The following is a 15,009-nucleotide window of genomic DNA, read 5'->3' as shown; positions in this document are numbered from 1 at the left end:
GACAGGGCGCCTGGCGCGCCTCTGATCAAAAAGTGCGCAATTCTATCTGTGGCTGGGCTGCTTGACCAGCTTTATACCGGGAAATGCGACGAGTGCTGCGCTATGCTTCGCGCCTTTGCGCTCTGACGATTGCTACAGTCAACAAAACGTCTGTAACAATACGTAAAACGGCGCATGCTGCCTCAACAAAGCATAGTGCTTCGTTCAAGAAGCCAGGTCTGGAATCAGGAGTGTTGGATGGGTCATGCAAGTAGTCAGGCGGTGAGTGCCGAGCATTCGGCAGCGAAACCGCTGAGCATGCTGGTCGCGGCGGTCGGAGTGGTTTATGGCGACATCGGCACGAGCCCGTTGTACACCCTCAAGGAAGTGTTTTCCGGTGCCTACGGCGTACCTGTCAATCACGATGGTGTGCTGGGGATTCTCTCGCTGATTTTCTGGTCGCTGATCTGGGTCGTGTCGATCAAGTACATGATGTTCGTCCTGCGCGCCGACAACCAGGGCGAGGGCGGGATCATGGCGCTCACCGCCCTGGCGCGGCGCGCGGCGGCGGGAAGGGCGCGGCTGCGGACATTCCTGGTGGTCTGCGGCTTGATCGGCGCGGCGCTGTTCTACGGCGACAGCATGATCACACCGGCCATTTCCGTGCTCTCGGCAATTGAAGGCCTTGGCCTGGCGTTCGAAGGTATCGACCACTGGGTGGTGCCCTTGTCGCTGGTGGTGCTGGTGGGGCTGTTCCTGATCCAGCGTCACGGCACTGCCCGGATTGGCATCCTGTTCGGTCCGATCATGGTGACCTGGTTCCTGGTGCTCGGCGCCCTGGGGGTGTACGGCATCCTGCAGCATCCGGAAGTATTGCAGGCGGTGAACCCGGCCTGGGCTGTGCGCTTCTTTGTCGTCCACCCGGGCATGGGCGTGGCGATCCTCGGCGCTGTGGTGCTGGCGTTGACCGGCGCTGAAGCGCTGTACGCCGACATGGGCCACTTCGGTCGCAAACCGATTGCCCGCGCCTGGTTCCTCCTGGTGCTGCCAGGCCTGATGCTCAACTATTTCGGCCAGGGTGCGTTGTTGCTGGGTGACCCGGAAGCGGCGCGCAACCCGTTCTATCTGCTGGCACCGAGCTGGGCGTTGCTGCCGTTGGTGGGCCTGTCGACGCTGGCCACGGTGATCGCTTCGCAAGCGGTGATTTCCGGTGCGTTCTCCCTGACGCGCCAGGCGATCCAGCTCGGTTACATCCCGCGCATGTACATCCAGCACACCTCCAGTGCCGAGCAGGGCCAGATCTACATCGGTGCGGTGAACTGGTCGCTGATGGTCGGCGTGGTGCTGCTGGTGCTGGGTTTCGAATCTTCCGGCGCGCTGGCTTCGGCCTACGGCGTGGCAGTGACCGGCACCATGTTGATGACCACGATCCTGGTGTCCGCCGTGATACTGCTGTTGTGGAAATGGCCGCCGCTGCTGGCGGTACCGCTGTTGTTCGGTTTCCTGCTGGTGGACGGCCTGTACTTTGCCGCCAACGTGCCGAAGATCGTTCAGGGCGGTGCTTTCCCGGTCATCGCCGGTATCGCCTTGTTTGTACTGATGACCACCTGGAAGCGCGGCAAGCAACTGCTGGTGGAACGCCTGGACGAAGGTGCGTTGCCGCTGCCGATCTTCATAAGCAGTATTCGCGTGCAGCCACCCCATCGCGTACAGGGCACGGCTGTGTTCCTGACCGCACGTTCGGACGCGGTGCCCCACGCGCTATTGCACAATCTGTTGCACAACCAGGTGCTGCATGAGCAAGTGGTGCTGCTGACGGTGGTGTACGAAGACATCCCGCGGGTACCGCCGCAGCGGCGCTTCGAGGTCGATGCCTATGGCGAAGGGTTCTTCCGGGTGATCCTGCACTTCGGTTTCACCGACGAGCCGGACGTCCCGCTCGCGCTCAAGCTCTGTCATCTCGATGACCTGGACTTCAGCCCGATGCGCACCACCTACTTCCTCAGCCGCGAAACGGTCATCGCTTCCAAGCTCGAAGGCATGGCCCGCTGGCGCGAGATACTGTTCGCCTTCATGCTTAAAAACGCCAACGGCAATCTGCGCTTCTTCAATCTGCCGCTGAACCGAGTGATTGAATTGGGAACGCAGGTGGAGATGTAGCAACCAGAAAACAAAAAGCCCTCGTTGCCTTGCGGCGGCGGGGGCTTTTTTGTGGGCGACGCAAAGGCGAGTTGACCAGTGAACCTTTGTGGGAGCGAGCTTGCTCGCGATAGCGGTCTGCCTGAGCAGACGATGCTGGATGTACCGCCGCTATCGCGAGCAGGCTCGCTCCCACAAGGGGGCCTATGTGCAGTTGAGCGGGCACAAAAAAGCCCCGGTAACCCTAAGGTTGCCGGGGCTTTTGTCAGGCTGGTATCTGTTTACTGTTCGGCGGTCTTGCTCTGCCGTTTGTTGATCTCATCGATCAAGCGCTTGGCCAGGGCCGGGTAGTTTTCGTCGAAGTGGTGGCCGCCAGGCAGCTTGATGGCTTCGCCTACGGCTGTCTTGTCGGTGCAGCCGCTTTCGTCGGCCTCTTCAGCGCCGTAGATGCACACCACTTTCTCGGCTGGCAGCTTGGCCATCTCCGGGCCGGTGGCGGCTTCGGTGCCGGCGTTGCCGAGCCAGCCTTCGACTTCGATCTCGAAGCTGCCGGTGCGGGCGAAAGCCAGCAGGATGATCGCATCGACCCGCTGTTGTTCGGTGGCCGGCAGGCGATTGTAGATGGCCGGCAACACGTCGGCGCCGAAGGAGTAGCCGGTCAGGATGAAGCGCTTGGTGCCCCAGACCTGACGGTAGTGCTGCATCAGTTCGGTCAGGTCCGCCGCGCTTTGCTCCGGGCTCTTGTGCTGCCAGTAGTAGCGCAGGGTGTCGATGCCGACCACTGGGTAGCCGATCTTGGCCATTTCATCGGCCACGTCGCGGTCCAGGTCGCGCCAGCCGCCGTCTCCGGAGAGAAACAGGGTGACGGTATCCTGCGCCTGGCTGGCTGGGACTTCCACCACCGGGATGCTCAGGCCGCCCTTGGCCTTGTCGGTGCCCACCAGGATTTTGCGCAGCTCGTTGTTCAGCACTTGCGGCAGGTTGATGTCGTAGTCGCTGATGCTGGTTTCGGCATTTTTCTGATCCCTTACGAAACCGGCGCTGGTGTCGTCAGGGTTATCGTTCCAGGCCACCAGCCAATGACCGTGGGCTGCGGTTTTTGGCAGCAAGTGCGTGCAGCCGGGTTTTTCCAGGGCCAGGTCCACTGAAACGGCCTTTGCCTTGTCATCCTTCTGCTCGGCCAGCCAGCGCCAGGCCAGTACGGCGCCCGGGCCGATGCCGCTGACTAGCGTGGCCGGGCCTTGCAGTTCTCTCAGGCCTGCTTGCAGGGCGCGACCTTGCAGCATGCAGTCCTTGGGCAGAATCACTTGGACGATCTGCGCCGAGCCACTGCGGCTGAGGGTCGTCAACTGCGTGTCGCTGAGCTTCTGGTCCTCATTGACTGCCACCAGCACCTGGGCGCGCGGTTTGGTGCCGGGGATGACCCGGGTCATCGCTGCGCCATCGGCGGGCGCCAGTTGTTCCAGGATCGGTTGCGGGGCCGGGCGGTTCCAGTACCAGTAACCGCCACCGAGAATTACCGCCAGCACCAGCAGGGCGGCCACTACGTATCGCCAGGAGCGTTGCATCATCAGCGTTTCACCAATCCAGTCAGGCCGCCTGCAATCAGGGCGGCGGTATCGGCCAGTGCCACCAGCGGATCGAGTCCGGCGGGCACGGCCATGTAGCGAGGTTCCCAGTTTGGCTGGAATTTGTCTTTGAAGCGGCGCAGCCCCTGGAAGTTATAGAGCTGTTCACCGCGGCGGAACACCATCGAACCCAGGCGTTGGGTCAGCGGTGCGCCGCGACGCGGTTGCAAGCCCGACAGCGGGACCATGCCGAGGCTGAAGCGGGCGTAGTCATGGTTTTTATAATGCTGGATGAGGCCGACCATCATGAACTCCATGGTCAGTTTCGGGGCCTCGGGGTGGGCGCGCATCAGGTCGAGGCTGGCCAGTTCGTGGCTGTGGGTTTCCAGCAGGTTGGCGAATGCCACCGGCCGGCCCTCGAAACGAATCACCGCGATGCGAAAATGCTTGAGGTAGTCATCGCTGAAACGGCCCAGGGAGAAACCCTTTTCACGCACGTTCTTGCCGGTCAGCCAGGCATCGGAAATGACCTTGAGCTCATCCATCGGCGCCTGGCCGGGTTCGTGGATCTCCAGCGACAGGCCATCACGGGTGCCGCGGTTCCAGGTGTAGCGCAAATCCTTCATCTCCTTGCCCTTGGCTTCGAGATCGAAACGCTTGAGGTCGACCCGTGCTTCCTCGCCCAGCTTGATGGCTGTCAGGCCGATGTCCATGTAGTACGGCAGGTTCTCGGCGCGCACCTGGTAGAACACCGGGCGGGCATGGTGGATGTCACACAGGTCGCGGAACTGCCAGATCATTTCAGCCCGTTGCAGGGTCGGCCCGATCGGGTCGTACAACGCCACCAGGCTGCGGCCACGGCGGGCGTACATCAGGAACGCCTCGTCGTTGGGGTGAAACAGCAATGCCTTGTCGCCGGTCAGGGCCAGGCCGCCGTCGGGTTGCGAAGACGTCATGAGAATCGTCTTGGCCCGCTCCAGTTCTTCTGCTGTCGGCAAATGGATCACCGGCCGCGCGGTGCGCAGTAGCCAGGTCAGGGACACCACCACCAGCAGTACCGCGGCGCCCAGCAGGGAGCGCAGGCCGCGAGGGGCGTCGGCATCGAGGGTGAACTGCCACCAGAGTTGATGGCTGTAGGGCACATCCTGGTAAGCAAACAGCAGCAGCCAGATCGACGCGCCCAGCACGCAGATACTGGCGATCAGAAACAGCGGGGAAAAGGGCAGTTCAGTCAGGCGACTCGGACGATAGAAGGAGCGCCGGAATACCGCCAGCAGGGCAGCCGTCAGGGTCAGCAGCGTGGCTTCTTCCCAGTCAAAACCCTTGAGCAGCGAGAGCAGGGCGCCCACCAACAGCAGAACCGTGGTCAGCATCCAGGCGGCCGACAGGCGACGGCGCAGGCCTTGGGCGAGCAACAGGCACAGCACGCCCACCAGGCTGGCGCCAAAGTGCGAAGCGTCCACCAGCCGATGGGGGATCAGGAAGCCGATGTGCTCCAGGCGGGTGTCGATTTCCGGTGTCACCCCGGAAAACAGCAGCACCACGCCCGACAGGAACACCAGCACCGCGAGGATCGGCGCGGCGAAACCCGATGCCGCCCGCAGGGTCTGGCGCGTCTGGAACAGCCGTTGGGCCTCATTGATCAGCAGCAACACGCAGGCCACCAGCATCGGCAGCAGCACGTAGATCAAGCGATACAGCAACAGCGCGGCGGCCAGCGGTGCGGCGCCGAGCTTGTCGGCAAACGCGGCCAGCAGGATCGCTTCGAACACCCCGACGCCGCCGGGTACATGGCTGAGCACCCCGGCGGCCAGCGCCAGCAGGTACACCAGCAGGAAAGCGCCGAACGGCGGGGCTTCGGGCAGCAACAGATACAACACGGTGGCGGCGGCGGCGACATCCAGCGCGGTGATCACCAACTGCAGGAAGGTCAGGCGTCGGCCCGGCAGGCGCAGCGTGCGGCGCCCGGCCTTTACCAGCAGGCTGTCTCGATGAGGCTGCTCCGGCAGGCGTCGGCGGTAGATGCCGATGGCCAACACGCTGGTGAGCAACAGCACCGCCACGGAAATGGCCCCCAGTAAAGTGGCAGGCAGGTGCAACGCGGCAGACGCGGCGGGCAGGTTGCTGAGCGTTGCCAGGGCCGCCAACGGCGGCAGCGCGCAGCCCAGGGACAGGCTGGCGAACAGCGTCATGTGGGCGACATCCGAGGCCCCCAGGCCATGACGCGCATACAGACGGTAGCGAACCGAACCGCCCGACAGCAGTGACAGGCCAATGGCGTTGCCGATGGCGAACGCGGTGAATCCACCCAGGACCATGGTCTGTGGCGGCAGCGTCACCCCGGCATACCGGCTGGCGGACCATTCGTAGCCCAAAAGAATGATGAAGCCGGCTACCGTGGCGGCGATCGCGCCGAGCAGGGCTGGCCGGGGGACTTCCAGAATCGAGTCGTGCAGAGCGTACAGATCGAGCTCGCTCAGCAGATGGCGGCAGGCAATCAATGCAATCGCAAACAGCAGCAGCGTGACGGCGAGGCCGATGGGCTGGCGGTACTGGCTGATCCGATCCAGCCAGCGCAGTCGCTCGGCCTTGATCGGTTGTGTCGCAGTAACGGAGTCTTGCGGGTCAGACGAGTGGGCGCGCATCAATCACCTCTTGAGCTATGCGCGACAGGATGGGGGTATCCAGTCAAGTTACCAATCCCCGCGGTAAAAAATAATTACAAAATATTTGTAATGAGGCTTTTTTCACCAGGCACAAAAAAGGCCACTCTTTCGAGTAGCCTTTCTTGGTGTTTGGTTGCGGGAGCCGGATTTGAACCGACGACCTTCGGGTTATGAGCCCGACGAGCTACCAGACTGCTCCATCCCGCGTCTGTGTGGCGGCATTCTACAGGCGAACGCCCGAGTGTCAACCGTTAAAAGGCGATGGGCTCAAATAAACCGTCGATCCGTCCCTTGTCTTCCTAAATGCACGGAATTTAAAGGAAATTGTCCTACAACTCATTGTGCGTAGGGCGTCGCAGGCGACGAGTCTCTGATCAGGTAGTCAGAAAACGAGCACGCACAAAAAAGGCCACTCTTTCGAGTAGCCTTTTTTGATGTTTGGTTGCGGGAGCCGGATTTGAACCGACGACCTTCGGGTTATGAGCCCGACGAGCTACCAGACTGCTCCATCCCGCGTCTGTGTGGCGGCATTCTACAGAGGATTGCGCCGCTGTCAACCCTGGTGCCATAAAAACCTGTTCCGCTTCAAGCGCTTAGCCTTGGGGAAAGGCATTGTGGCAACGCTGTGACGCAGGCCTGGCAAGGGCTGAGGCTCTATTGGCCGGCTCGTTGCGATTGAAGAAGTAAATTTGTGTAGGCCCTTTCGGGTATCAACGAAGGATCTTTCAAACTACTGGTGCTATATACAGGTGCTGGTGCGATACTGGCGGCCCGATCTGTCGCACACTCCGCTCTGCTATGACGCAACGTAAAATCATCCATGTCGACTGTGACTGTTTCTATGCCGCTATCGAGATGCGCGATGACCCGCGGCTGGCCGGCAAGCCCTTGGCTGTGGGTGGCTCGGCGGATCGGCGGGGCGTGATTGCCACCTGTAACTACGAAGCGCGGGCCTATGGGGTGCGCTCGGCCATGTCCTCCGGCCACGCCTTGAAGCTTTGCCCGGACCTCACCATCGTCAAGCCACGAATGGAGGCCTATCGGGAAGCGTCGAAGGAAATTCATACGATTTTCAGTGATTACACCGACCTGATCGAGCCGTTGTCCTTGGACGAGGCCTATCTGGACGTCTCCGCCAGCGCCCATTTCGGTGGCAGCGCCACGCGCATCGCCCAGGACATTCGCCGGCGTGTTTCCAACCAGCTGCACATCACCGTGTCTGCTGGCGTCGCGCCGAACAAGTTCCTGGCCAAGATCGCCAGTGACTGGAAAAAGCCCAACGGGCTGTTCGTCATCACCCCCGACCAGGTCGAGGACTTTGTCTCGGCCCTGCCGGTCAGCAAGCTCCACGGCGTTGGAAAGGTCACCGCCGATAAGCTGAACCGGCTCGGCATCGTCGATTGCTCGCAGTTGCGTCAATGGGACAAGCTGGCGCTGGTGCGCGAATTTGGCAGTTTCGGTGAGCGGCTTTGGAGCCTGGCTCGTGGGATCGATGAGCGTCTGGTGCACAACGACAGTCGACGGCAGTCCATCAGTGTGGAAAACACCTACGATGTCGACCTGCCCGACCTGGTGAGCTGCCTCGACAAACTGCCGGAGCTGATGGAAACCCTGAAAGGGCGCATGGCGCGGATCGATAGCAGTTATCGACCGGGCAAGCCGTTCGTCAAGGTGAAATTCCACGACTTCACCCAAACCACATTGGAACAGGCCGGGGCAGGGCGGGACCTGGGCAGCTACCAGCTGTTATTGACCCAGGCGTTCAACCGGGGCGGCAAGCCGGTGCGGTTATTGGGGATCGGGGTGCGGCTGGAGGATTTGCGCGGTGGGTTTGAGCAGTTGGAGTTGTTTGAGCGGTGAGGGCGTCGGTTGGCGGAATGCCTTGCCTTGCTCTTGTGGCGAGGGAGTCTTGTGGGAGCAAAGCTTGCTCGCGATGGCATCCTTGAGACCGCCATCGCGGGCAAGCCTTGCTCCCACAAGCCTTGCTCCCACAGGCCTTGCGACCACAAAAATCCCTTGCCACAGGAGGTATTTCAGTTAGCGCCAGGATCCGCCACCAACCGCCCGCCATCCTTGGTCAGGGCCTTCATGAATTCGGCCTGCAACTCCGGATCATTACGCGTCAGTTCGATCAGGCTCTGCTCCAGTTCGCTGGCCTCTTCCTCAAGTCCAAGCTCCGACAGGCGCTTGACCCGATGAACCCACTGGCTCACCTCGTCGTCTTCCAGGTCGTCGTAGATCAGCGCGTGGGCTTCCACCAGCTTGCTGCGCAAAGTACTGCTGATGCTCAGGGATGAGTCGGTGTGCACCTCGTCCTGGGCATCCGTCACGCTGATCTGCAATTTGCCGAACTGGCTCAGGTCCTGCTCGGCGAACGGGCTTTCCAGCAGGTTCAAGCGCAGCACGCCGTTACGGTCAGTGCTCAGCTCGAAGGTCTGTCGGGCGGCCTTGACCTCCACGGGGCGTTCGCTCCAGGGCAGGCTCGAGTGTTCCGTGCGCTTGTCGCGCTGGACTTCGTCGATGCCCGCCAGGTTCTGTTGGGCGCGGCCATGGGAGGGGACGTTCATGAATGGGTTGAGCCCGGCGAAACCGTAGCTGATCCAGTCACGGGTCGCGGTGTCCGGCAGGTTGCCGAGGGCGAACACATTGACCACGTTCGCGCCGACACCGGCCACCACGGCCACCGCGCCCAGGGGGATCTCGTAAATCTCCCGCCAGGGTTGGTACGGCGTATAGCGATCGTAATGGCGAGTGACCTCGAATTCGGTGACTTCGAAGGTCTTCTGCTCATTGATGCGCACCCGACGCTGCGGCAGGTCGAGCACCTTGGGGTCGCCCACATCGATCTGCAGGCTATGGTCGAGCAATTTTCGCTCGACCCGCTCTTCGTGCTCGCTGCGTTGTGACATTTGGTTGGCACAGCCGCTGACCAGCAGGGCGCCGCACAGGGCGGCGCCACCGAGGCCTAAGGTGTTTCGCTTGAACATGACGTCTCTATCTGGTGTCAGCGGCGGATACGGGCCTGGAGGAACGACAGCACGTCGGCGACCGGCAGCGCTTGCGGCTCGGCCTCGGTGCGGCTCTTGTATTCCAGGTTGCCTTCGGCCAGGCCACGGTCACTGACGACGATCCGATGCGGGATGCCGATCAGTTCCATGTCCGCGAACTTGATGCCGGGGCTGGTTTTCTTGTCGCGGTCGTCCAGCAGCACTTCAAAGCCGGCGGCCGTCAGTTCGGCATAGAGCTTGTCGGTGGCTTCACGCACCTGGTCGGTTTCATAGCGCAGCGGTACCAGGGCAATCTGGAAAGGCGCCAGCGTGTCACTCCAGATGATGCCTTTCTCGTCGTTGTTCTGCTCGATGGCGGCAGCCACCACGCGGGAAACGCCGATGCCGTAGCAACCCATTTCCAGGGTGACCGGCTTGCCGTTCTCGCCCAGCACTTCGCACTTCATCGCCTTGCTGTACTTGTTGCCCAGCTGGAAGATGTGCCCGACTTCGATGCCCCGCTTGATTTCCAGGGTGCCCTTGCCGTCCGGGCTCGGGTCGCCGGCCACGACATTGCGCAGGTCCGCGACGGTTGGAACCGGCAGGTCGCGTTCCCAGTTCACGCCAAAGTAATGCTTGTCGTCGACGTTGGCGCCGATGGCGAAATCGCTCATCAACTCCACCGAGCGATCGATGATGATCGGCAGTGGCAGGTTCAATGGGCCGAGGGAGCCGGCACCGGCGCCAATGGCGTCGCGCAGGTCGGCTTCGGTGGCCATGACCAGCGGGCTGGCGACGCCAGGCTGGTTGGCGGCCTTGATTTCATTGAGCTCGTGGTCACCACGGACGATCAGGGCAATCAGCTTGCCTTCCTCTTCGGCTCGCACGATCAGGGTCTTGATGGTGCGCTCGATCGGCAGGTCGTAGCCTTCCACCAACTGGGCAATGGTCTTGGCGTTCGGCGTGTCTACCAGGCGCAACTCTTCGGTCGGCGCGGCGCGGGAGGTTTCCCGTGGCACGGCTTCGGCTTTCTCGATGTTGGCGGCGTAGTCGGAGCCATTGCTGAAGACGATGTCGTCTTCGCCAGACTCGGCCAGCACGTGGAACTCGTGGGAGCCGGCACCGCCGATGGAGCCGTTGTCGGCTTCAACCGGGCGGAATTTCAGGCCCAGGCGGGTGAACACGTTGCAATATGCCTGGTGCATGCGGTCGTAGGTGACTTGCAGCGAGGCCAGGTCGGTGTGGAACGAGTAGGCGTCCTTCATGATGAATTCGCGACCGCGCATCAGGCCGAAGCGTGGACGGATTTCGTCACGGAATTTGGTCTGGATCTGGTACAGGTTGATCGGCAGCTGCTTGTAGCTGCTCAACTCGTTGCGCATCAGGTCGGTGATCACTTCTTCGTGGGTCGGGCCTGCACAGAAGTCGCGACCGTGACGGTCTTTGATGCGCAGCAGCTCAGGGCCGTATTCTTCCCAGCGTCCTGATTCCTGCCACAGCTCGGCCGGTTGGGTGCCCGGCATCAACACTTCCAGGGAACCAGCGGCGTCCATCTCTTCGCGAACAATGGCTTCCACCTTGCGCATGACCCGCAGGCCCATCGGCAGCCAGGTGTACAGGCCCGAGGCGAGTTTGCGGATCATGCCGGCACGCAGCATCAACTGATGGCTGATCACGACGGCGTCGGAAGGCGTTTCTTTCTGTGTGGCGAGCAAATATTGACTGGTGCGCATGGTTGGCCGTTGTCGGTTGCTGATGACGAGAAGTGACGGAGCATTGTACGGGCGAGATGCCCTGGCGTACAGGCGCGTGGCCGGTCGCCCGCTGCGAACGCCGGTTTCCCCGGCGTTTTCTGAAGTTTCCTACGACTCTTCCGCAGGCCGGGTGGGCGTCGGTTCCGCAGTGGGTGCCGAATCCTGGCGACGGTTCTCCTGGAACCAGTGCAGGGCGATCAGCAGCAGGGTCGGAACGCCAAGCAATGCGGTGATCAGGAAGAATTTGTGATAGCCGAACTTCTCCACCATCACCCCTGAATAACCACCGATCAAGCGCGGCAGCAGCAGCATGATCGAGCTGAGCAGGGCGTATTGGGTGGCGGAGAATTTCAGGTTGGTCAGGCTCGACAGGTAGGCGACGAACGCTGACGTGGCCAGGCCGGAGCTGAAGTTGTCCAGGGAAATGGTGACAATCAGCATCTGTACGTTGGCGCCCATGTCGGCGAGCATCAGGAAGAGGATATTGGTGCCGGCCGAGGCCGCGCCGCCGATGAACAGAATTGGCAGGATGCCGAAGCGCACGATCAGCAGGCCGCCCATGCCGGCGCCGACGAGGGTCATGATCAGCCCGAAAATCTTGCTGACGCTGGCGATCTGGTCCTTGGTGAAGCCCTGGTCGATGTAGAACACGTTGGCCATGACGCCCATGACCGTGTCGGACATCCGATAGGTTGCGATCAGCCCGAGCAGCAGCAAGGCTTGCCAGCGGTAGCGCAGGATGAAGTCGTTGACCGGCGTCAGCACCGGCGCCAGCCCTCGGCGGCCCATGGCCGACAGGCACAGGGCCGTCAGGATGATATAGAGGATGGCCCGCAGAAACGCGCGGTCTTCGAGCAGCAGGTCGAGCAGGCTGACGCCCTCGAACAGCACGCTGGCGAAGTCGGTGTTGTAGAGCTGGGTGAACATCGCCGGGACGGACACCAGCAGCACGATCAGCACGAATACCGACGCCAGTTGATGCACGAACGTGTAGCGTCCGGCCTGCAATTGGGTGCGCAGCGGCACCGGCGGCTCGCGCATGAACAGCGAGGTCAGCAACGCCGGGACCATCAATGCGCCGAACAGCAGGTAGGTACCGGCCCAGGCCGAGTGTTTGTAGTTGAAGCCGGTGGAGCCAAACCCTTCGGCGAAGAACAGGGCGCCAGCGGTGGCCAACAGCGCGGCGATGCGGTAGCCGGACATGTAGCTGGCGGCGAGGGCCGCCTGCCGGGTGTCGTCGGCGATCTCCAGGCGATAGGCGTCGACGGCGATGTCCTGCGTCGCAGAGGCGAAGGCGACGATGACGGCGATGGCGATCAACCATGACAGGTGCTTTTGTGGGTCGCAGAAACCCATGCCGATCAGGCCAAGGATCACCAGGGCCTGGGAGAGCACCAGCCACGAACGGCGACGCCCCAGTTTGCCCAGCAAGGGCAGGCGCCATTGGTCGAGCAGTGGCGACCAGACCCATTTAAAGGCATACGCCAGGCCGATCAGGCTCGCGTAGCCAATGGTTTCGCGGGCGACGCCGGCTTCGCGCAACCAGACCGAAAGCGTGGAAAACACCAGCATGTATGGCAAGCCGGCGGCGAAGCCAAGCAGCAACAGCACGAGCGTCGAAGGGCTGGCATAGGCGGCGAGGGCGGCGCGCCAGGTTTTACGGGGCATGGGCTGGAGTCTGCCTCAAAAATTGCGAAAACAAAGCGCGCACTCTAACCGCTGTGCTCTACCGGGCGCCAGCCATGGCGCTGAATATCAACACGATTGTTCAGGACACTGATCCCTTCCAGGCGCAGGCGGGCGCGCTGTTCATCGCCTGAGGCGCTGCCCGCCGGCAGGCTGATCCGACCGCCGGCAGCCAAGACCCGGTGCCAGGGCAGCTTGGTGTCGTTCGGCAACTGGCTGAGGGTTCGCCCGACCCAGCGCGCCGCGCGGCCCAGGCCGGCCATTTCAGCGAGTTGGCCATAGGTGACCACCTTGCCCGCTGGCACTTGTGCCAGGGTCAGGTAAAGGGTGGTGCGGCGGATTTGGGCGGCGTTCTCGGTGCCCGCTGGGGTGTCAGTCACGTAGAGGGTTCCTGAGTGGGTGTCCGTCTGTAGATTAATTCCTACAGGACTGGTTGAAAAATGAACTCATCAGTCCTACACAGGTCATTCCTTGCTGAGGTGTCATCCTGGGGGATAATGCCGCCTTTTCACCGTAAACTTGAGCCCTTTATCGCTTATGTTGTCTAGAACCCTGCTATGCCTGGCTGTGGCCAGCGCCTCCATGCCCTTGCTTGCCGACACTGTCTGGTTGAAGAATGGGGACAAACTCAGTGGCAAGATTACCGTTTTCGATGGCGGCAAGTTGCTGATCCAGACCGATTACGCCGGTGCGATTCCCATCGACTGGAAACAGGTCAAGACCCTGGAGAGTGACCAGCAGCTCCTGGTCAAGCAGGATGCCTACACCGGCGAGAAGGCCAAAGCGTTGCAGGCGGCCGAGGATGGCAAGGTCACCTTGGCCAACGGTGATGCGCCCAAGACCGTTGAGCTGGCCAGTATCCAGCAGATCCTCAAACCCAAACCGGTGGTCGAGGACCTGGTGTGGAAGGGCAATATCGATGCCGCGCTGGATTATCAGCGTGCGGAAAAAGACACCGACGATTACGACGTCGATTTCAAGACCTCGGCGCGCCACGGCAGATGGCGGCACACCGCCGAAGGCGAATACAACCGTGAATTCCAGGATGATGTGGTTTCCGCCGATAACTGGCGCCTGGAGTATTCCCTCGACCGGTTCATCACCGACAAGTGGTTCTGGCAAGGCCGCTTGAACTACAAGCGTGACAAAGTCGAAGACCTGGCGCGCCAGCGCGTGGTGGGTACCGGTCCGGGCTACCAGTTCTGGGATGACGAGTTGGGGGCTTTCTCGTTGGGCTCTCTGCTCAACCGCACCGACTATGAATACCGCGACGGTGGAACGGACAACTTCTATTCCGTGGCCATGAAGTGGGACTACAACCGCTACCTGATTGGCAAGCGCGTCGAGTTCTTCACCAACGGCGAAGTGGGCAAGCCGCTGTCCGGCGTGGCGGACTACGCCTATGACGCCGAGATGGGGCTGCGCTACAAGGTCACCGACTGGGCGTCGCTCAATCTCAAGGCGGAGAAGGATGTCATCGAGGGCACCGAAGACAGCGACTTGAGCAAGACGCGTTATACGGCCGGGTTTGGCGTGACCTGGTAACCCCAGGCTAACCACAAACCAATGTGGGAGCGGGCTTGCTCGCGAAAGTGGTGTGTCAGTCAACGAACATGTTGCTGATTCACCGCTTTCGCGAGCAAGCCCGCTCCCACATTATTTTTTGTGCCTGCAAAACTGACAGGCACAAAAAAAGCCCCGCTTTTGAGGGCGGGGCCTTTTACTAAAGCAAGGACAAGTTAGATAACTTGAACTTCTTCAGCTTGCATGCCTTTCTGACCGCGGGTAGCGATGAAAGAAACCTGTTGGCCTTCTTTCAGGCTTTTGAAGCCGTCGGATTGGATAGCTTTGAAGTGAACGAACAGGTCGTCACCGGATTGTGGGGTGATGAAGCCGAAGCCTTTTTCATCGTTGAACCACTTAACGGTACCGGTTTGGCGATTAGACATGGTGTAACTCCTTGAACAAAGATAACTGCGACTCAGGAAGAACCCTGGCCGAGACTGAGTGCAAAGAGCAGGAAAAATTCTTGTAGATGGTTGGATCGAAATTCAACATATCGTGTAGAGATTCTCAGTGACACAAGCAACACAGTGGCGCCACCTTAACCCTTTTTCCAGAATGTGCCAATGGTCTTTGCGAAGGTTTCTCTTATTTGGTGACTGACGGCGCTGGCGATGGCCGGCAGGACCCGGAAATCAAGGTGGATCGGCGAGATTTGCGCGCCGTG

Annotated in this window: 10 protein-coding genes and 2 tRNA genes; 3 read left to right on the top strand and 9 right to left on the bottom strand. The window is 61.2% G+C overall.

Going from position 1 to position 15,009, the window contains the following annotated elements; all coding sequences use genetic code 11:
* Positions 1–297 precede the first annotated feature (297 nt).
* Positions 298–2,139 carry a potassium transporter Kup gene (locus CFII68_RS12605; protein WP_371103547.1) on the top strand — a complete coding sequence of 614 codons (1,842 nt, stop codon included), beginning with the start codon at positions 298–300 and terminating at the stop codon, positions 2,137–2,139.
* 260 nt (positions 2,140–2,399) lie between these two features.
* Here CFII68_RS12605 and CFII68_RS12610 read toward each other — a convergent pair whose 3' ends face one another.
* From CFII68_RS12610 to CFII68_RS12625, 4 genes are all read right to left on the bottom strand, one after another.
* On the bottom strand, positions 2,400–3,689 hold the full coding sequence (locus CFII68_RS12610) for a virulence factor family protein (RefSeq protein WP_018607874.1): 1,290 nt from the start codon (positions 3,687–3,689) through the stop codon (positions 2,400–2,402).
* Positions 3,689–6,331, bottom strand: a complete 2,643-nt coding sequence (gene mprF, locus CFII68_RS12615) for a bifunctional lysylphosphatidylglycerol flippase/synthetase MprF (RefSeq protein ID WP_018607872.1) — start codon at positions 6,329–6,331, stop codon at positions 3,689–3,691. The genes CFII68_RS12610 and mprF overlap by 1 nt, the downstream gene beginning before the upstream one ends.
* Positions 6,332–6,482: 151 nt before the next feature.
* A tRNA-Met gene (locus CFII68_RS12620) sits at positions 6,483–6,559 on the bottom strand.
* A 232-nt stretch (positions 6,560–6,791) separates the two neighbouring features.
* Positions 6,792–6,868: transfer RNA gene (locus CFII68_RS12625), tRNA-Met, on the bottom strand.
* 282 nt (positions 6,869–7,150) lie between these two features.
* Here CFII68_RS12625 and dinB point away from each other — a divergent pair.
* Positions 7,151–8,212: a DNA polymerase IV gene (dinB, locus tag CFII68_RS12630; protein ID WP_018607870.1), complete on the top strand. Its 1,062-nt coding sequence runs from the start codon at positions 7,151–7,153 to the stop codon at positions 8,210–8,212.
* A 173-nt stretch (positions 8,213–8,385) separates the two neighbouring features.
* Here the strand turns inward: dinB and CFII68_RS12635 are convergent, their stop codons facing one another.
* From CFII68_RS12635 to CFII68_RS12650, 4 genes are all read right to left on the bottom strand, one after another.
* Positions 8,386–9,339, bottom strand: a complete 954-nt coding sequence (locus CFII68_RS12635; protein ID WP_018607868.1) for a hypothetical protein — start codon at positions 9,337–9,339, stop codon at positions 8,386–8,388.
* A gap of 17 nt (positions 9,340–9,356) precedes the next feature.
* Positions 9,357–11,072: a proline--tRNA ligase gene (locus CFII68_RS12640; RefSeq protein ID WP_018607866.1), complete on the bottom strand. Its 1,716-nt coding sequence runs from the start codon at positions 11,070–11,072 to the stop codon at positions 9,357–9,359.
* Positions 11,073–11,201: 129 nt separating this feature from the next.
* Positions 11,202–12,761, bottom strand: coding sequence for an AmpG family muropeptide MFS transporter (locus CFII68_RS12645; RefSeq protein ID WP_018607864.1), 1,560 nt, complete (start codon positions 12,759–12,761; stop codon positions 11,202–11,204).
* 44 nt (positions 12,762–12,805) lie between these two features.
* Positions 12,806–13,159 (bottom strand): MGMT family protein, encoded by a 354-nt coding sequence (locus CFII68_RS12650; protein ID WP_018607862.1) that lies wholly within the window; start codon positions 13,157–13,159, stop codon positions 12,806–12,808.
* A gap of 157 nt (positions 13,160–13,316) precedes the next feature.
* Between CFII68_RS12650 and CFII68_RS12655 the strand changes: the two genes are divergently transcribed.
* Positions 13,317–14,324 carry a DUF481 domain-containing protein gene (locus CFII68_RS12655; RefSeq protein ID WP_024619906.1) on the top strand — a complete coding sequence of 336 codons (1,008 nt, stop codon included), beginning with the start codon at positions 13,317–13,319 and terminating at the stop codon, positions 14,322–14,324.
* A gap of 194 nt (positions 14,325–14,518) precedes the next feature.
* Here CFII68_RS12655 and CFII68_RS12660 read toward each other — a convergent pair whose 3' ends face one another.
* Positions 14,519–14,728, bottom strand: a complete 210-nt coding sequence (locus tag CFII68_RS12660) for a cold-shock protein (protein WP_002554837.1) — start codon at positions 14,726–14,728, stop codon at positions 14,519–14,521.
* Between the last annotated feature and the right edge of the window lie 281 nt (positions 14,729–15,009).

Source organism: Pseudomonas sp. CFII68, from assembly GCF_000416195.1.
In the GTDB taxonomy this organism is placed as follows: Bacteria; Pseudomonadota; Gammaproteobacteria; order Pseudomonadales; family Pseudomonadaceae; genus Aquipseudomonas; species Aquipseudomonas kilonensis.
Note: the sequence above shows the minus strand (reverse complement) of the source record. Positions and strands in the feature narration are given on the sequence as shown.